The 17,772-nt window shown below is 72.7% G+C and carries 11 protein-coding genes; 5 read left to right on the plus strand and 6 right to left on the minus strand.

Annotated features, from left to right (window positions below; all coding sequences use genetic code 11):
* Window positions 1–368: 368 nt before the first annotated feature.
* Window positions 369–1,334: a helix-turn-helix transcriptional regulator gene (locus QRO03_RS11030; RefSeq protein WP_285137545.1), complete on the minus strand. Its 966-nt coding sequence runs from the start codon at window positions 1,332–1,334 to the stop codon at window positions 369–371.
* 95 nt (window positions 1,335–1,429) lie between these two features.
* Here QRO03_RS11030 and QRO03_RS11035 point away from each other — a divergent pair, with 95 nt between their 5' ends.
* Window positions 1,430–1,846 carry a VOC family protein gene (locus tag QRO03_RS11035; RefSeq protein ID WP_285137546.1) on the plus strand — a complete coding sequence of 139 codons (417 nt, stop codon included), beginning with the start codon at window positions 1,430–1,432 and terminating at the stop codon, window positions 1,844–1,846.
* Between the two features lie 905 nt (window positions 1,847–2,751).
* Here the strand turns inward: QRO03_RS11035 and QRO03_RS11040 are convergent.
* The gene (locus QRO03_RS11040) at window positions 2,752–3,726 is read right to left on the minus strand and encodes a LacI family DNA-binding transcriptional regulator (protein WP_285137547.1); all 975 of its coding nucleotides are present in this window, start codon (window positions 3,724–3,726) and stop codon (window positions 2,752–2,754) included.
* Window positions 3,727–3,767: 41 nt separating this feature from the next.
* Between QRO03_RS11040 and galT the strand changes: the two genes are divergently transcribed.
* From galT to QRO03_RS11060, 4 genes are all read left to right on the plus strand, one after another.
* Window positions 3,768–4,943: a galactose-1-phosphate uridylyltransferase gene (gene galT / locus QRO03_RS11045; protein ID WP_285137548.1), complete on the plus strand. Its 1,176-nt coding sequence runs from the start codon at window positions 3,768–3,770 to the stop codon at window positions 4,941–4,943.
* Entirely contained in the window at window positions 4,940–6,103 is a 1,164-nt protein-coding gene (gene galK, locus QRO03_RS11050; protein WP_285137549.1) for a galactokinase, read from the plus strand. The genes galT and galK overlap by 4 nt, the downstream gene beginning before the upstream one ends.
* Window positions 6,104–6,742: 639 nt before the next feature.
* The gene (locus QRO03_RS11055; RefSeq protein WP_285137550.1) at window positions 6,743–7,699 is read left to right on the plus strand and encodes a squalene cyclase; all 957 of its coding nucleotides are present in this window, start codon (window positions 6,743–6,745) and stop codon (window positions 7,697–7,699) included.
* A 57-nt stretch (window positions 7,700–7,756) separates the two neighbouring features.
* Entirely contained in the window at window positions 7,757–9,244 is a 1,488-nt protein-coding gene (locus QRO03_RS11060) for a carboxylesterase/lipase family protein (RefSeq protein ID WP_285137551.1), read from the plus strand.
* Between the two features lie 848 nt (window positions 9,245–10,092).
* On the opposite strand, the gene QRO03_RS11065 is transcribed toward QRO03_RS11060, so the two are convergent.
* From QRO03_RS11065 to QRO03_RS11080, 4 genes are read right to left on the minus strand one after another with little or no spacing between them, the layout of a single operon-like run.
* Complete coding sequence (locus tag QRO03_RS11065) at window positions 10,093–11,061, minus strand: DNA-methyltransferase (RefSeq protein WP_285137552.1); 969 nt, start codon at window positions 11,059–11,061, stop codon at window positions 10,093–10,095.
* Window positions 11,058–12,107: a lipoate-protein ligase LplAB gene (gene lplAB / locus QRO03_RS11070; RefSeq protein WP_285137553.1), complete on the minus strand. Its 1,050-nt coding sequence runs from the start codon at window positions 12,105–12,107 to the stop codon at window positions 11,058–11,060. The genes QRO03_RS11065 and lplAB overlap by 4 nt, the downstream gene beginning before the upstream one ends.
* Window positions 12,108–12,116: 9 nt before the next feature.
* Window positions 12,117–14,342 carry an MMPL family transporter gene (locus QRO03_RS11075; protein WP_285137554.1) on the minus strand — a complete coding sequence of 742 codons (2,226 nt, stop codon included), beginning with the start codon at window positions 14,340–14,342 and terminating at the stop codon, window positions 12,117–12,119.
* 54 nt (window positions 14,343–14,396) lie between these two features.
* Window positions 14,397–17,744: a 3-keto-alpha-glucoside-1,2-lyase-like domain-containing protein gene (locus tag QRO03_RS11080; RefSeq protein ID WP_285137555.1), complete on the minus strand. Its 3,348-nt coding sequence runs from the start codon at window positions 17,742–17,744 to the stop codon at window positions 14,397–14,399.
* Window positions 17,745–17,772 lie beyond the last annotated feature (28 nt).

Here is a 17,772-nt window from a genome sequence, read left to right on the forward strand (position 1 = left end):
CGCCCGCGGATGCTCCGGCATCCGCGGGCGTCGTTCGTGCGCCGGGGGGTCGCGGCTTCGTCGGGGTGGGGTTGCGGTGGGTCGCGGCTTCGCCGGGGTGGGTCGCGGCTTGGCCGGGGTGGGTCGCGGCTTCGCCGGGGTGGGGTTGCGCCTTCGCCGGGGTGGGTCGCGGCTTCGCCGGGGTGCGGTCGCGCCTTCGCCGCGGTGGGGTTGCGGCTTCGCCGGGGTGGGTCGCGGCTTCGCCGCTTCGCGGGAGGCGGCCGCCCTCGCGCGCCGAGGGGAGGAGATGCGGTGAGCGGAGGAGATGCCACCCCTGACGCGTCCTGCGCTCACGGCATCCCCTCCCTTCCGCGCCCCGAGAGCGTCGCTCAGGCGCCGGCTGCTGCCGCGGCACGACGGGCGGCCTCGGCGAGGGCGTCGCGCAGGGCAGCGGGGTGCGCGTCGGCGATCGGGCGGTCGAAACGCAGGCACTCGGCCGCGAGCGCACCCCACGACCACGACCCGAGACCCACCCGCGCGCGTCCTCCCCCCGCATCGGACAGCGTGCCGTCGACGACGTACGGCTCGAGTTCCTCGCGTGACGCCTCGACCACGATCTCGCCCCGGCACGGCCAGCCGCCCGAGTCGTCTCCGCCGCGGAACCGCCCCTCCAGATAGCGCACCGGGTCTCCGCCGGGAACCTCCCGAGGCGTGAACGGGCGTCCTCTGTGCGTCTTCAGCCGCATACGGTCCACCCGATACACACGCCAGCCGTCCCGGTCGGCGGTGAAGGCGAGGAGGTACCACCGGCCGCTGCGCCACAGCAGGTGGTGCGGCTCGGTCACGCGCACCGGCCCCTCCGCACCGCCGTAGTCGAACCGCACCTCCTCGCGGTCCGAGATCGCCGACTCGATCGCGCCGATCACACCCGGGTCGACCCCCACCGCACCGGCGGGTGCCACCGCCTCGACCGCGAACCTCTGCGCCCGGCGGCCGAGCGGTGCGGGGAGGAGGCGTGAGATCACGCTGAGGGCTTCCTCCGCCGCCTCGGCGAGCGGGCCGCCCGACGACGCGGCGAGCCGGAGGGCGACGGCCACGGCCACCGCCTGCTCGTCGCCGAACGCCACCGGCGGCAGCTGCGCCCCCGCGCGCAGCCGGTAGCCGCCGGCGGGTCCGCGCGTCGCGTCGATCTCGTAGCCGAGTTCGCGCAGCCGGTCGACGTCGCGGCGGATCGTGCGCTCGCTCACGTCGAGGCGGCCGGCGAGCACGGTGGCCGGCCAGTCTCGCCGGGACTGCAGCACCGTCAGCAGGGACAGCAGACGACGCGACGTCGAGGGGGAGGAGCTTTCCGGCATGGCATCCATTCTGCGAGATATTGCGGACGCTCCCTGTCCGGATCTGACGAGAGAGTCATGGCATCCGGAACCTCCCGGCTCACGACAGGACTGACATGACCCTCACCACCACCCTCCACGTCAACTTCGACGGACAGGCTGCCGCCGCGCTCGCGTTCTACGCCGAGGTGTTCGGTGGCACCGTCACCGCGGTGCCCTACGGCGACACGGCCGAGGTGCCCGAACAGCGCGAGCAGATCGTGTGGGGCGAGATGGTCGCGCCGAGCGGCGTGCACGTGATGGCGTACGACATCCAGCGCTCGCTCGCGTACGACCGCGGCACCAATCCCTTCTACCTGGCCCTGCGCGGACACGACGCCGACGAGGTGCGCGCCGCCTGGGAAGGACTGAGTCAGGATGCCGAGATCCTCGCGCCCTTCGGACCCTCGGCGTTCTCGCCGCTCTACGGAAAGCTCGTCGACCGTTTCGGCGTGGTGTGGATCATCGACGTGATCGCCCCCTGGAACGGCTGAGGCGGGGTTTCGGGGCGCGCGCGGCCGGCGGGCGCGTTCGGGGCGGGTTCCGCGCTTTGGGGCGGGGTCGCGGCGAGCGGCCTCGTTCGGGGCCGGTTCCGCGCGTTGGGGCGGGTTTTGCGCTGTGGGGCGGACGGGAACCGCCCCGAACGCACGAATCACGCCCCGAACCGCGGCGACCCCCGACCCGCGTCGCGCGCACGCGAAGGCAGGCGCGGGTCAAGCCGAGACCTCCGCGTTCGGGGCGGGTCCTGCGCGTTGGGGCGCGGTCGCGGCAGGCGGGCGCGTTCGGGGCGGGATCTGCGCATTGGGGCGGGGCCGCGGCAGGCGGGCGCGTTCGGGGCGGGTCCCGCGCTTTGGGGCGGGGCCGCGGCGGCGGGCGGGCGCGTTCGGGGCGGGTTCCGCGCTTTGGGGCGGGTTTTGTGCTGTGGGGCGGACGGCAGCCGCCCCGAACGCACGAATCACGCCCCGAAACGCGGCGACGCCCGCGTCGCGCGCACGCGAGGGCGGGCGGCGCGGGTCAAGCCGGGATCTCCGCGCTCGGGGCGGGTTCTGCGCTTCGAGGCGCGGTCGCGGCGAGCGGCCTCGTTCGGGGCCGGTTCCCCGCGTTGGGGCGGGGTTTTGCGCTTTGGGGCGGGTTTTGCGCTGTGGGGCGGACGGCAACCGCCCCGAACGCACGAATCACGCCCCGAAACGCGGCGACCCCCGACCCGCGTCCCACGCACGCGAAGGCCGGCGCGGGTCAAGCCGGGATCACCGCGTTCGGGGCGGGTTCTGCGCTTTGGGGCGCGGTCGCGGCGGGCGGGCGCGTTCGGGGCGGGATCTGCGCTTCGGGGCGCGCGAGAACCGCCCCGAACGCACGAATCACGCCCCGAAACGCGCGAGGCGACGGCGGCACCCGCCCGTCAGACCCGCGCGCTGCTCGCGCGCACCACCAGCGCCGCGGGTACCGTCTCGGCCACCGGCGCGGCTCCCTCGATCGCGGCGACCAGGGCGGCGACCGCCTGACGGCCGAGGGCGTCGAAGTCCTGACGCACGGTGGTCAACGGGGGGCGGTACTCGGCGGCATCCACGATGTCGTCGAACCCCACCACGGCGACGTCGCGCGGAACCTCCCGCCCCGACTCGGCGAACGCCCGCAGGGCTCCCAGCGCCATCTGGTCGTTGGACACGAAGACCGCGGTGGCAGCGCCGAGGGCAGCGGCGGCGAGGTGACCGGATGCCGAGGTCCAATCGCCGCGGACCGGCTCGGGCGCGGTGATCCCGGCGTCGGCCAGGGCCTCGCGCCACCCGCGTTCGCGCTCGGTCGCCGCAAACGACCCCGAGGGCCCCGCGAGGTGATGGACCGTGCCGCGTCCGAGGGAGAGGAGATGCGCGGTCGCCGCGCGGGCGCCCCCGGCGTGGTCGGTCTGCACGATCGAGAAGCGATCGTCGGGCGGAGAATCCACGACCACGACGTGCAGATCGGCCGGCGGATCGACGTCGCGGGCGAGCTCGGTCGCCTCGTTCAGAACCACGGCGCCGTCGACGCCCTGCGAGCGGAGCCGGGCGAAGGCGTCGCGGATGCCGCGCTCCCCCACCGTCACGACCGCGAGCGCGTACTCGCGCGCGGCGGCGGCCTCCGAGATCGCCTGCAGCATCCGCGAGTTGCCGACCGAGGCGAGGGTGGACACGACGAGACCGATCGTGGAGGTCTGCCCGGTGCGAAGGGCACGGGCCGCGCGGTGCATGCGGTAGCCGAGGTCGGCCATCGCCTTCTCGACCCGGGCGCGGGTGGCGGGGTCGACGCGGGGGCTGCCGTTGGCCACGCGCGACACCGTCTGCGCCGACACTCCGGCTCGTTCGGCCACGTGGGCCATGGACACGCGCATCGCATTCATTGCATGTTGACGATATCACGGCTGCGCTGTAGCGTGTTATCGTGAACACGCACAGCCTCCCTGCGGTGCCCCTCCGCGCCGGTGTGGTCAAGCGCCCGACCCGCCTCGCCGACGGCCGCGAACTGATCTATTTCGACGATCCCGGCACGACGCTCGGTGCCGAGCGCGCCGTCGATGCCCGCACGCTCGACCCCCGGCCCGCCACCGCCACCATGCGCCAGGACGTGCTCACCGGCGACTGGATCACCGTGGCATCCAATCGGCAGAATCGCGCGTTCCTGCCTCCCGCGCACCTCGACCCCCTGTCGCCGCAGACGCCGACCAACCCGTCGGAGATCCCGTCGCTGTACGACGTCGCGGTCTTCGAGAACAAGTCGCCGTCGTTCGGCCCCGCGCTCGAGGTCGCGACCGACGACGCACCCGCCGCGGTCGACCCGCCGCTCGGAGACGACGACCTCGAGCACCTCGGCCTCGGCCGCACCCGCACCTCCGTCGGTCGCTGCGAGGTCGTCTGCTTCAGCCCCGCGCACGAGGGGTCGTTCGGATCCCTGTCGCGCACCCGCGCCCGCACGGTGATCGAGGCGTGGGCCGACCGCACCGCGGCGCTGTCGGCTCTGCCCGGCATCCGTCAGGTGTTCCCCTTCGAGAACCGCGGGCAGGAGATCGGCGTCACCCTCCCCCACCCCCACGGGCAGATCTACGCGTATCCGTACGTCACCCCGCGCACGCACCGGTTGCTCGACACGATCTCGCGCAGCTCCGAGAACCTGTTCCAACGCATCCTCGAGTTCGAGTCCGCCGGCGAGCGTGTCGTGCTGCGCGGCGAGCACTGGACGGCGTTCATCCCGTTCGCCGCCCGATGGCCCGTCGAGGTGCACGTGCTCCCCCACCGCCACGTCGCCGACCTGGCCGAGACGACCGACGCCGAGCGCGACGAACTCGCCCCGTTCTATCTGCGACTGCTGCGCGGCATCGACGCGCTCTACGACACCCCCACCCCCTACATCGCCGCGTGGCACCAGGCGCCCGTCGGGCGCGGTCGCGACGAAGTCCGCCTCAACCTGCAGATCACCTCGCCCCGCCGTACCGCCGACAAGCTGAAGTACCTCGCCGGGTCCGAGGCGGCCATGGGCGCCTGGATCGGCGATGTCACCCCCGAGTCGCAGGCCGAGCGCCTGCGCGCCGCCCTCGACACCGTTCCGGAGGTGACGGCATGACCGCCGTCGACGACGCCCGCACCCTGCTCACCCGCATGACCGACGCTCCCCTCGCGGGCGTGTGGTCCGCCCCCGGCCGCGCCAACCTCATCGGCGAGCACACCGACTACAACGAGGGCTTCGTCTTCCCCTTCGCGATCGCGCAGCGCACCGCCGCCGCCGTGGCCGTACGCTCCGACGACGTCATCCGCGTGCGCTCGACCTTCGCCGACGACACCGTGGAGGTCGCGCTCGCCGATCTCGACGCGCGCATCGCCGCCGGTGGCCTCGACTGGGCCGGATACCCGCTGGGGGTGGCGTGGGCGCTTCTCCGGGAGGCTCCGGATGCCGCTCCGCACGGCATCGACCTCGCCCTGGCGTCGGAGGTTCCGGTGGGTGCCGGGCTGTCGTCGTCCGCCGCGATCGAGGGGGCCGTGGCATCCGCCCTCAACGACGTGTGGAGCGCCGGGCTCGACAAGGTCGCGCTCGCCCGCGTCGGCCGCATCGCCGAGAACGACGCCGTCGGCGCCCCGACGGGGATCATGGACCAGATGGCCTCGATGCTCGGCGTCGCCGACGCCGCGACCTTCCTCGACTGTCGCACGCTCGAGACGCGGCCCGTCGCTCTCGGTTTCGCCGAGGCGGGACTGTCGGTTCTCGTCGTCGACACCCTCGTCGAGCACGCCCACTCCACCGGCGGGTACCGCGAGCGTCGCGCGGCGTGCGAGCGGGGCGCCGCGGCGTTCGGGGTGCCCGCGCTGCGCGACGTCACGGTCGACGATCTGCCGCGCGCCGCCGAGATGCTCGACGACGTCACGTTCCGCCGCGTGCGTCACATCGTGACCGAGAACCAGCGCGTGCTCGACACCGTGGCCGCGCTCGACGCCGACGGTCCCTCGGCCATCGGCGAGCTGCTCGTCGCCTCGCACGCCTCGATGCGCGACGACTTCGAGATCTCGGTGCCCGAGCTGGACCTCGCGGTCGAGACGACCCTCGGCGCCGGCGCCCTCGGGGCACGCATGACGGGCGGCGGCTTCGGCGGGGCGGCGATCGCGCTCATCCCGACCGGGCTCATCCCGGCGGCGACGGACGCGGTCCTCGCCGCGTTCTCGGCATCCGGATTCCGCGCCCCGAACATCTTCACGGTCACCCCGTCGGAGGGCGCACGCCGCGACGTGTGACGCCCGCGCGTGCGGCCAGGGTGGGTGGTCGGCGCGGCGGTGGTGGGGGTCGGGGCTGCGGCGGTGGGGGTCGGGGCTGTGGGGGCCGGGGCGTTTCGCCCTTCGGTGCGGTCACGCATAAACACGATCCGTGCGCGGAAACACGCCCTGCGCGTGTTTATGCACACGAACAGTGTTTATGCGTCACCCGGCGGAACCCGCAGCGCGGCGCACGACGCGGACCGCACCGAGTCGAGACCGCCGAGCCGCCGAGCCGCCGAGCGGCCGAGCCCGCGACCAACCCCCACCCACCCCATAAACACGATCCGTGCGCAGAAACACGCCCTGCACGTGTTTATGCGCACGAACAGCGTTTATGCGCGACCCGGCGCAACCCGCAGCACAGCGCGCACGCCACCCAACCCGCAAACACAACGCGCATGCCACCCAACCCGCAAACACAACGCGCATGCCACCCAACCCGCAAACATGTCGCGCACGCCCCGAAACCCGCAACGCGGCGCGCACAACCCGACCCGGAACGCACCCAGACGCACCGACGCAACCGCGGCGGGCACGGGAACGCGCCGTGCTGAAGCCCATCCACGACGACGCACCCGTCGCCTGGCGGAGCGCGTGATCCGGGCGTAGCCTGCGCGCATGAGCGACGACGACGTGCTGGCGTGGCTGGCCGACAGCGACCCGAGCCTGCGGTGGAAGGTGGAGCGCGACCTGCTCGACGCCCCCGAAGAACAGTGGCAGGCCACTCGCGCCCGCGTTCCGCGCGAGGGGTTCGGGGCGCAGCTGCTCGCCGCTCAGGGCGAGGACGGCCTCTGGGCGGGTGGCGCCCACTTCCCGGCCGACTACCGCGGAGAAGAAGACGGTCAGCCCTGGACGGCCACGTCGTGGTCGCTGATGAGCCTGCGCGAGTGGGGAGTGGATGCCGATGCCCTCCGCCCCGACACAGCGGGACTTCTGAAGCGCAACGCGCGCTGGGAGTATGACGACCTCCCGTTCTGGGACGGCGAGGTCGACGCGTGCATCAACGCCTTCACCCTCGCCAGCGGTGCGTGGCTCGGGGCGGACGTCAGCGGCATCCGGAACTGGTTCGTGGAGCATCGTCTGCCGGACGGCGGGTACAACTGCGAGTGGGTCGAGGGGTCGACGAAGTCGTCGTTCCACTCGACGATCAATGCGGTGATCGGCATCCTCGACGACGAGTGGCGCACCGGTGGGACGCCCGAACTGCACGCCGCCCGAAAGGGCGCCGAAGAGTACCTGCTGGAGCGGCGTCTGCTGTACCGGCTGTCGACGGGTGAGCGGCACGTCTGGGCGCATCACCTGGGGTATCCGTTCCGCGCGCGCTTCAGCGCTCTGCGCGCCCTCGATCACTTCCGCGCCGCCGCCCTGCACGACGGCGAGAACCCCGATCCGCGCCTCGCCGAGGCCGTCGAGCGGGTGCGCGACTCGCGCGACGCCGACGGCACGTGGCACCAGGCGTATCCGCCGGAGGGACGCGAGTGGTTCGCCGTCGACGTACCCGCCGGAGAACCGTCGCGCTGGCTGACCTTCTTCGCGCTGCGGGTGCTGCGCTGGTGGGACGCCGCCGCCGCCTGACGGGACGCACGGCGCCGGAACGCCGCCCGCCCGCACCCGGACCGGCAGGATGAGGGAATGGATGCCGAGCCCCTCACCGTGACGTCGAAAGGTGCGGTGCGCGGCTTCCGTCGGGGCGCCACCGCCGTGTACCTCGGCATACCGTTCGCCGAGGCACCGGTGGGGCCGCTGCGATTCGCCGCCCCGGTGGCGCTCGAGCCGTGGGAGGGCGTGCGCGACGCGACGGCGTACGGCGCGACCGCGCAGCGCGGCGACGCGGGGATCACGCTCATCCCCGAGCCGAGCGTGCCCGGCGACGCCACGCTGAACGTCAACGTCTTCGCCCCGGTCGGTGCGACCCCGGATGCCGCGCTCCCGGTGCTCGTGTGGATACACGGCGGGGGCTACACCTCGGGTTCGCCCGCCAGTCGCTGGTACGACGGCGATGCCTTCGCACGCGACGGGGTGATCACGGTGGTCGTCTCGTACCGCATCGGCTTCGATGGGTTCGGTCTGATCGAGGGCGCTCCGAGAAATCGCGGCCTGCGCGACCAGATCGCGGCGCTCGAGTGGGTGCGCGACGAGATCGGCGCGTTCGGGGGCGATGCCTCGCGCGTGACCGTGGCCGGGCAGTCGGCGGGCGGCGGGTCGGTGCTGGCGTTGATGGCGTCTCCTGCGGCATCCGGGCTCTTCCACCGCGCGATGGCCATCTCGCCGGCGATCGGAGCGGTGTCGCTCGACGCCGCGGGGCACTTCGCCGACCGGATGGCCACCCTCGCGGGGGTGGCGGCCGACCGCGACGGCTTCGCCTCCGTGTCGGAGGAGCGCCTGGTCGCGCTGCAGAAGGAGGCCGCGAAGCCCGAGCGGGGCCGAGCGCTCGCCTCGCTGAACGTGCTGCTGGAGGGCGGGATGCCGCTCGGACCTGTGGTGGACGGCGACGTGCTCCCGCGGCATCCGCTCGACGCCCTCGTCGACGGGGCATCGGCGGCGGTGCCGCTCGTGATCGGGGCGACGGACGACGAGGTGACCGCGCTGACCGCGAGATACCGCAGCGTCCTGCGATTCGTGCCGGTGCCGCTCGCCCTCGCCGTGCTGGGGCTCGGCCGGTCGCGGCGCCGCGCCTACCTCGCGCGCACGCCCCGCAAGGGAGCCGCCGCGGTGCTCGGCGGGTTCGCCACGGACCGCGTCTTCCGCGCGACGGTGCTGCGGGTGGCCCGGGCGCGGGACGCTGCCGGCTCGACGCGACGGACGGCGAGCCGGACCTGGCTCTACCGGTTCGCGTGGGCGTCGCCGGTGCCGTCGATCGGCGTCGCGGGCCACTGTCTCGACGTGCCGTTCTGGTTCGACCATCTCGACGCCGAGGGTGTGACGGCGATCACGGGCGGCGCGCCGCCGACGGACCTCGCCGCGCAGATGCACCGCGCGATGGTCGCCTTCGTGCGCGACGGCGACCCGAGCTGGCCGCAGTGGGATGCCGCGACCCGGCGCGGGCGGGTGTTCGGGGGCGCGGCATCCTCCCCGCCCGTCGAGACCGACGCGTACGCCGAGGTCACTCCGCTGGTGTGAGCCGCGGCAGCGGGCGGGTGGCGCGGGGATCGCCCACCGGCGCGGGTCGCGGCGCCGCGTTCGAGACTGCCGCAGGGGTGCGGGGGCGCGTCGGGGGCTGCTGCACGGACGCGGCGGCACCGACCGGGGCTGCTGCACGGACGCGGCGGCACCGACCGGGGTTGCCGCGCCGCGTCGGGGACGGCGGCACCGACCGGGGCTGCGGCGGCGCGGCGGGGGCCGCTGCACGGGCGCGGCGGCGCCGACCGGCGCTGCCGCGCCGGGTCGGGGGCGCGGCACCGGGCGACCGGGGCTGCCGCGCGGGGTCGGGGACGGCGGCACCAGCCGACGGGGGCGACAGACTCATGACGGGGCGGGCGATGTGCAGCGGGGCGGTCGCGGGACGACCCGGTGCACATTCCGCGCCCCGCCCCGCACAAGCCGCATATTCCGCGCCCCGACGCCGCACACCGCACGCCCCGGCGCCGGGCGCGGCACCGGACTCCGGTTCGGGGCGCGATCGGCGCTTCGGGGCACGAAAATTACGCCCCGGACGGCGAAATCCGCCCCGAACCCTCGAGACCGCGCGCCGCGCCGCGACCCGCACAGGCCGCACACCTCACGCCCCGACGCCGGGCGCGACACCGGCACCGGCACGGCGACGAGGAAGCGCCACGACCCCGGTTCGGGGCGCGATCGGCGCCTCGGGGCACGAAAATCACGCCCCGAACGGCGAAACCCGCCCCAAACCCTCGAGACCGCGCGCCGCGCCGCGACCCGCGCAGGCCGCACATCCCGCGCCGCGACCCGCGCAGGCCGCGCCCGACCCGCCGTCAGCGCGCGAAGGGCTCTCAGCGCCCGAAGGGCTCTCAGCGCGCGAAGGGCTCGAGGCGCTTGTGCATCACGGCGACGGCGTCGGCGTTATCGTCGATCAGCACGCTGTCGCGACCGAGGGGCGCGGCGACGGCGCCGAGCGTGCCGCTGCCGGCGAACATGTCGAGCACCCGGTCGCCGGGCCGACTCGACGCCTGCACCATGCGGCGCAGCACGCCCTCGGGCTTCTGCGTCGGGTAGCCGGTCTTCTCGCGGCCCGTGGTCGGCACGATCGTGTGCCACCAGACGTCGGTGGGGAGCTTGCCGCGGGCGGCCTTCTCGGCGGTGACGAGGCTCGGAGCCATGTAGGGCTCGCGGTCGACGGCATCCGAATCGAAGAAGTACGTCGTCGGGTTCTTCACGTACACGAGGATCGTCTCGTGCTTCGTGGGCCAGCGGCGCTTCGTCTTCGCCCCGTAGTCGTAGGCCCAGATGAGCTCGTTGAGGAACTTGTCGCGACCGAACAGCGCGTCGCACATCACCTTGGCGTAGTGCACCTCGCGGTAATCGAGGTGCAGATAGAGCGTGCCGTCGTCGGCGAGCAGGCGCCACGCCTCGATCAGCCGCGGCTCCAGGAACCCCCAGTAGTCGTCGAACCGGTCGTCGTAGGTGCGGAGGTCGCCGCGCAGGCGTGCGTACTCGCGCCCGTGGAAGCCGCGCTGCACCACGGGGGGCGGGGGCGCCTCCTCCTCGGGGAACGTCAGCATGTTCGGATCCTCGGATGCCGCGGCGTCGGGCTCGGACGCGGCCTCGGGCGCGGCGGCATCCCGGGGCTCTTCGACGGGCGGCGTCCACGTCGCCGACTCGACGGCTTTGGAACGCGTCCGTCCGGTGTTGAACGGCGGGTCGAGGTAGACCAGGGCGAAGGAGCCGTCGGGGTAGGCCGGAGTGACGGCGAGGTTGTCGGCGTGGTGGATCTCGACGGCGCCCGGTTCGAGGGCGTCGCCTGCGGTGGCGGCGCTCACGGGACGCGCTGCAGCCACGCGTCGGTGGCGAACTTCGACTCCACGAGCGCCTCGGCCTCGGCGTACTCCTCGTCGGTGATGTGCCCCTCGGTCGCGCCGTACAGCGTGGTGAAGGTCTGGATGAAGCGATCGATCACCTGGTCGCGCGGCAGACCGGTCTGGCTGCGCAGCGGATCGACGCGCTTCGCGGCCGAGACGGTCCCCTTGTCGCTGAGCTTCTCGCGACCGATGCGCAGCACCTCGGTGAGCACCTGGCCGTCCATGTCGTAGCTGAGGGTCGCGTGGTGCAGCACGCCGCCGTTGGCGAGACGCTTCTGGGCCGCGCCACCGATCTTGCCGTGGGGGCCGGCGATGTCGTTGAGCGGTTGGTAGACCGCGTCGATGCCGAGGGAGCGCAGCGCCTGCAGCACCCAATCGTCGAGGAACGCGTACGAATCGGCGAACGTCATGCCTGAGACGAGGGATGCCGGGACGTACAGCGAGTACGTCACGATCGAGTTCGCGGCCATCAGCATGGCGCCGCCGCCCGAGATCCGGCGCACCACGTCGAAGCCGTGCTTGTGGGCACCGGCCGGATCGACCTCGTTGCGCAGCGACTGGAACGAGCCGATCACGACGGCGTTCTCGTCCCACTCCCACAGCCGCAGCGTGGGTGCGCGCAGCCCCGCGCCCACGCGCGTGGTCAGCACCTCGTCGAGGGCGAGGTTCATGCGGGGCGAGACGGGGCGGTCGTGGACGACCTCCCAGTCGAAATCGGCCCAGCCGGGTGCCGTGACGAGCGCGCGGCGGACGGCGGTGGCCACCGACTCGGGGGTGAACCCCAGCAGCTGGGCGCCCTCGGGGAGGGCCGCGCGGATGGACGCTGCGATCGTGGGGACGTCGGACTCCACCGGGAGGCCGTTGACGGCCCGGTCGATGTCGTCGAGTGCGTCGTCGGGTTCGAGGAAGAAGTCTCCCGCGAGATGGAACCCGTGGATGCGGCCCTCGCGCTCTTCGAGGTCGACGACGACCAACTTGCCGCCGGGGACCTTGTACTCGCCGTGCATGGGTCCAGCCTACGGCGGGGTCGCGCGCGCGAGGGGCGCGGCGTCGACCGGGACGGGGTCGGACCGTGACGGCGTCGCGGCGTCGGACGCCGCGGCATCCGATGTCCGCCGCCGATCCGCCCGCGTGCCCGGCCACCAGTTGGCGCGGCCGAGCAGGGTCATCAGCGACGGGAGGAGGAGCCCGCGGACGACGGTGACGTCGAGCACCACCGCCACCACCATGCCGACGCCGATCTCCTTCATCGCCACCAGCTCGCCGACCGCGAAGCCGAGGAACACGACGCTGATGGCCGCGGCGGCGAGCGTCACGACCGGGGCGGTGCGGGTGATCCCGTGGCGGACCGCCTCGGCGTTGACGGTGCGGGGGTCGAGCGCGAGGTCGCGCGCGCGCCATCGTTCGGTGATGCGGGCGAGCAGGAACACCTCGTAGTCCATCGTGAGCCCGAAGGCGAGCAGTCCGATCAGCAGCGGCGTGGTGACGTCGAGGGTGCCCGTGGGCTCGAAGCCCAGCAGCGGCGCGCCCCACCCCCACCCGAAGACCGCGGTGAGAACGCCGAGCGTCGAGGCGACGGTGAGGGTCGCGAGGGCGAGCGCTTTGACCGGCACCACCACCGAGCGGGTAAGGGCGAACAGCAGCGCGAAACTCGCCCCGGCGACGACGAGGACGGCCCACGGCAGTCGTGCGAGCAGGTGGTCGCGCGTGTCGATCAGCGAGGCGGCGGGTCCCGTGACGGCGAGCGGGACCGGCGTGTCCATCGCGCGCGCGGCCGCTACCAGGCGCTGCGCCGAAGGGCCCGTCGCCGTGGAGCCCGAAGGGGTGAAGTCCACCGCGGTGATCTCGGGCGGCAGCCCTTGCACCACGTCGGCGTCGACGACCTCGGGGAGCGCGGCGATCCTGTCGAGCACGCCGGTGACCGCGGCATCCTGGATCGATCCGTCGAGCACGACGGTGACGGGCTCGATCCCGATGCCGGTGAAGCCCGTGGTCGTGGCCTCGTACGCCCGTCGTTCCTCGGCGGCGGCGGGCAGGGAGCGGATGTCGGAGTCGTCGAGGGCGAGGGATGCCACGGGTGCGGCGAGCAGCAGCATCAGCGCGGCCGCCGCGACGGCGGTGACACCAGGGCGACGCTGAGCGAGGCGCGCGGAGGAGACGAGCAGGCCGTCACGCCGAGATCTTCCGGCCCAGGGCCGCGCCCACGTGCGCTCTCCGGCGGCGGGGAGCGCACGGTGCAGCAGGGACAGGGCTGCCGGGACGAGGGTGAGCCCCGCGACGGTGGCGACCCCCACGACGACCACGCCGCCGAGGGCCATCCCCGATAGGAGGGGGTCGCCGAGGACCAGGATGCCGAGGAGCGCCACGGCCACCGCCAGCCCCGAGACGAGCACGGCCCGCCCGGCACCGGCGAGCGCGCGGGCGACGATGTCGTCGATGGCCGCGGCGGGCTCGGCGGCGCGCTCCTCGCGCACGCGGAGGACGACGAGCAGGCTGTAGTCGACCGCGAGCCCGAGGCCGAGGATCGTGACGACGTTGACGGCGAACTCGTTGACGTCGACGACCAGGGCGAGAAGGCCGAGGATCGCCAGCGTCGGCGCGATCGCAGCGAGGGCGGCGATCACGGGGATGAGCGCGATGCGCAGCGACCCGAGCACGACGGTGAGCAGCACGACGAGCACGAGGATCGCGACGCCCTCCCCGATGGCCGCGTCCGTGGCGGCGCGGTCGACGAAGGCCTCCTCGGCGAGGAGTTCCCCTCCCACCAGCACCTCGGGAGCGGCGATCGAGTGCAGCAGTGCGGACACCTCGGATGCCACGGCGAGGGCGTCGTCGTCGGACAGGTCCCGCGAGAGCTCGACGACGACGAGCGAGGAGCGGCCGTCGTCGCCTATCGCGCCACCTGCGGTGTAGGCGTCGGTGACCTCGACGACCCCCGGGAGGGCGCGCAGCGACGCCATGACGGCGGTCGCGCTGTCGCGGAGCCCCGGTGAGAAGAAGTCCTCACCGCGGATGACGGCGGTGACGATCTCGCCCTCCGGATCGAGGGCGTCGAGGCGGTCGCTCGCGCGGAGCGACTCGCTGCCGGCGGGCGCGTCGGCGACCGAGACGGTCCGATCGAAGGCGTCGCCGGCGAGAACGGCACCGACGACGACGAGCAGTGCCCAGAGCGAGAGGACGAGGAGACGGTGACGGCTGACGCGACGGCCGAGGGAGGACAGCAGGGGACACCTCCGGGACATGAGGGAGCGCCCTCGGCGACGGACGCGAGTCCGCCGCCGAGGGCGCCGAGGGGATCAGCCGCAGCTCTTCGCCGCGTACGCGGCCGTGGCTGCACCGGTGCGACCGTCGCCGGTCGCCGCGACCGTCGCGTCGCCGGCGGGGACGGAGGCTGCGCGGGTGGTGAAGGTGTGGAACACCGTCGCCCCGGGCTGGACGGCGGGGATGACCTTCTCGCCCCACGTCGTCTTCAGCGTCACGTCGACCGGCACCGCGTCGGCGTTGGTGGCGCGCACCGTGACCGACGCCTTCTTCGCCATGCACCGCACCTCGGCCGAGGCCGTCACCGCGAGCGGCGCGGGCTCGTCGATGTCCTTGATGCGGACGTTGCGGTACGACACGGCTTCGCCGCCACCGTGGTTCTGCAGGCCGATGAAGCCCTGCGAGAGGTCACGGGCGGGATCGGTGCTGGTGAAGTCGTTCACCAGCGTGCCGTTGAGGTAGACCTTGATGGTCTGGCCCTTCACGACGATCTCGTACGCGTTCCACGAACCGACGGGCTTGAGCGATGCGGCGACGGCGGCGGGGTCCGCACCCTGGAAGGTGTAGATCGCGCCGGTGGTGCGGTCGGCGGCGTCGGTGGCGTCGATCTGGATCTCGTAGCCCTGGTTGACCGCGACCCACGGGTCGCCCTTCGGGTCGGGGAAGCCGACGAAGACGCCGCCGTTGTGATCGGCGATGAGCTTCCAGTCGAGCTTCAGGCTGTACTCGGCCAATTCCTCGGCCTTGTACCAGAGCAGGCCGAGGCCCCCCTCGCCGCGGATGCTGCAGTCGTTCTGGCGACCGAACCCACCGGGGCCCGCCATGCGCCAGCCGGCGTTGAGGCTCTCGAGCGTGCCGTCGAAGATCGCGCGGTAGCCGTCTTCGACCTGCGCCGGGGTGCAGATGTCGGCGGTTCCGATCGACAGGACGTCGACGTTGATGTTGCCCTTGTTGCCCGACTCGTACTTCAGTGCGATGGTGTTGGCCCCGGCGACCAGCGGCATGTCCCGCGTGATCGTCGCCCAGGTCTTCCAGTCCCCCGTCGAGGGGAACTCCCACTTGCCGAGGTTCTGCCCGTTGACGTAGAGGTTCACGTCCTTCGCGCCGGGGGCGGGGTTCGGGCCGTTGGCGTAGCGCACGGAGACCGGGACGGTGCCCGCGGTCTCGGCGTTCACCGTGAACTCGAACGCGGATCCCGCCTGCCACATGCCGCCCGCGAAGCCGGCACCGGAGTAGCCGCTGTGCTCGGAGTCGAACTTGGCGCCGCCGATCAGGCGCGCCTCCTCCGCCTCGTACCAGCCCTGATCGGCGGGCGAGACGTAGCCGGGGAGCGCGTTGAGCGTGTACCAGGCCTCGGTGCTCCACAGCTTCTCCCCGTTCGCGGCGGCGAACGGCTGCGGCGAACGCAGGTGCACGACGCGCCCCTGCTTCAGACCGTCGAAGGTGACCGTGACCGTCTTGCGATCGGCGGATGCCGTGGCGCCGGTGACCGAGAGGATCTCCTCGTCGATCTTGGGACCGCCGTAGGTGGAGGTGGGCAGGTAGCGCCACTGCTCGGCCCGGTATGCCGAGGCGAGATCGGCGACGGTCTCGTCCGACAGGGGCTGCGTGTACTCGATCTCGAAGCCGCCTTCGACGACCTTCATCGAGGTCATGTCGAAGGTGCTCTGCGTCGCCTTCGGAACCAGCTTCTGCAGACCGTAGGTGAGCTTGCCCGCCTCACCCCAGTTGCCGCCCTCACCGGTGCCGCCGATGTACAGCGACTTGTCGGGGCCCTCGATGACGCGGTTCACACCCACTTCGAACCCGGCCGAGTGACGGAAGACCGCACCCTGGAACTCGCCGTCCACCTTCTCGAGGAAGGCGCGCTGCAGGCCGCCGTAGGTGACGTCGCCGAACATCATCTGACCGGCGAAGGGGCCGTTCTCGATGAGGATGGGCGTGCTGGGGGAATTGCCGATCTCGTTCTGCGGGATCCACACCGCCGGCGGGGTCACGGGGTTTTGATCGAACGGTCCCGCGGGGGTCGTGTAGTGATTGAAGAAGCGGTCCTGTTCGATGTGGACGAGCTTGTTCGAGGGCAGCCACGAACCCTGGTTGTCCATCGCGAACAGTTCGCGCTCGGGGCCGAAGGCCACGCCGTTGGGCGTGCGCAGGCCGCCGGCGACGTAGCTGATCGCGCCGGTGGAGCGGTTGATCTTCACCGAGGTCCCGCGGTTCTTCGCCGGCTGGGGGTTCGTCGTGGCGCCGCCGTTGTCGATCGCGACCGACAGGTTGACGTAGAAGTTCTCGTCATCGTGGATCAGGCCGAACGCGAACTCGTGGAAGTTGTTGCCCGAGGGGTACTCCGCGACCTTGCGCTTCGTCTCGTACGAGCCGTCGGCGTTCGTGTCGCTGAGCTCGGTGAGCTGGTACCGCTCGGACACGTAGATCTTGTCGTCGATCACGTCGATGCCCATGGGGTTCTGGAGGCCGCTCGCGGCCTCGACCACGGTGACGTCCTCCGGGCCGTCGGCGGCCTGGGCGCCCTTCAGCACGAAGACCTTGCCCGGAACCGAGGTGTCCCAGCCGCCGGAGTTGACCGACCCGGTGGTGAGCACGGCGAGGTCGCCGTTGCCCAGGAAGGCCAGGCCCGACACCTTCGGGTTGAAGCCCTCGGGACGCAGGTTCACCAGCGTGTAGTTCGGGTTGACGGCATCCAGGCGGAGTCCGTCGCCCGCGGAGTCGCTGCTCCCCTCGCAGTACTTCGTGCCCGGGGCGGTCACTCGCACGACGCCGGCCTCTGTGCTGAGCACGCTGTTCGGGATCACCGTGAAGCTCGACGAGCCGGGGGTCTTCCACTCGACGGTGAGTTGCTGACCGTTGGTGGCCTCGAACATCTCCACGAAGAGGTCGTGGACGCCCACGTCGAGCGTCGCCGTCCCCTCCACCGATTCGGCCCCGTGCAGACCGTCGTTGTCGATGATCTGCGTTCCGTCGAGCGTCAGCCGTGAGCCGTCGTCGCTGGTGAGGCGGAACGCGTACTGGCCGGGCTGACTGACCGTCAGGTTGGCCAGGGCGTGCGTGACGAAGTTGTCGGCCGCGCCGAACTGCTCGTCGGTGCGCCAGTCGATCGTCGACATGAGCTTGTCGACGTTGGGCGTCTGGCCCGACTTGAGCGTGCAGAGCTCGGTGAGCGGCGGCGTGGAGTAGGTGCGCAGGGTCACACCCGGCTCCTGCTTCGGGAGGTCCGCGGGGGTGTTGACGAAGGGGGCGACGGCCGCGCCGGCGGGCAGGATCGCTCCCGTCGCCACCAGTGCTCCACCGAGGAGTCCGGCCGCGAGGGTCCTCGCGACGCGGGTGCTGCGCCGGCGGGGGCCGGACAAGACAGCGGGTACGGGCATCGTTGCTCCTTTGAGTGATCAGCGGGGG

Source organism: Microbacterium sp. lyk4-40-TSB-66 (assembly GCF_030209475.1).
Taxonomy (GTDB): Bacteria; Actinomycetota; Actinomycetes; order Actinomycetales; family Microbacteriaceae; genus Microbacterium.

What these genes read in the sequence shown, in the direction of transcription:
- QRO03_RS11030 (WP_285137545.1), bottom strand. Translation starts at nt 1,334, where the DNA reads ATGCCGGAAAGCTCCTCCCCCTCGACGTCGCGTCGTCTGCTGTCCCTG.
- QRO03_RS11035 (WP_285137546.1), top strand. Translation starts at nt 1,430, where the DNA reads ATGACCCTCACCACCACCCTCCACGTCAACTTCGACGGACAGGCTGCC.
- QRO03_RS11040 (WP_285137547.1), bottom strand. Translation starts at nt 3,726, where the DNA reads ATGAATGCGATGCGCGTGTCCATGGCCCACGTGGCCGAACGAGCCGGA.
- galK (WP_285137549.1), top strand. Translation starts at nt 4,940, where the DNA reads ATGACCGCCGTCGACGACGCCCGCACCCTGCTCACCCGCATGACCGAC.
- QRO03_RS11055 (WP_285137550.1), top strand. Translation starts at nt 6,743, where the DNA reads ATGAGCGACGACGACGTGCTGGCGTGGCTGGCCGACAGCGACCCGAGC.
- QRO03_RS11060 (WP_285137551.1), top strand. Translation starts at nt 7,757, where the DNA reads ATGGATGCCGAGCCCCTCACCGTGACGTCGAAAGGTGCGGTGCGCGGC.
- lplAB (WP_285137553.1), bottom strand. Translation starts at nt 12,107, where the DNA reads ATGCACGGCGAGTACAAGGTCCCCGGCGGCAAGTTGGTCGTCGTCGAC.
- QRO03_RS11075 (WP_285137554.1), bottom strand. Translation starts at nt 14,342, where the DNA reads ATGTCCCGGAGGTGTCCCCTGCTGTCCTCCCTCGGCCGTCGCGTCAGC.
- QRO03_RS11080 (WP_285137555.1), bottom strand. Translation starts at nt 17,744, where the DNA reads ATGCCCGTACCCGCTGTCTTGTCCGGCCCCCGCCGGCGCAGCACCCGC.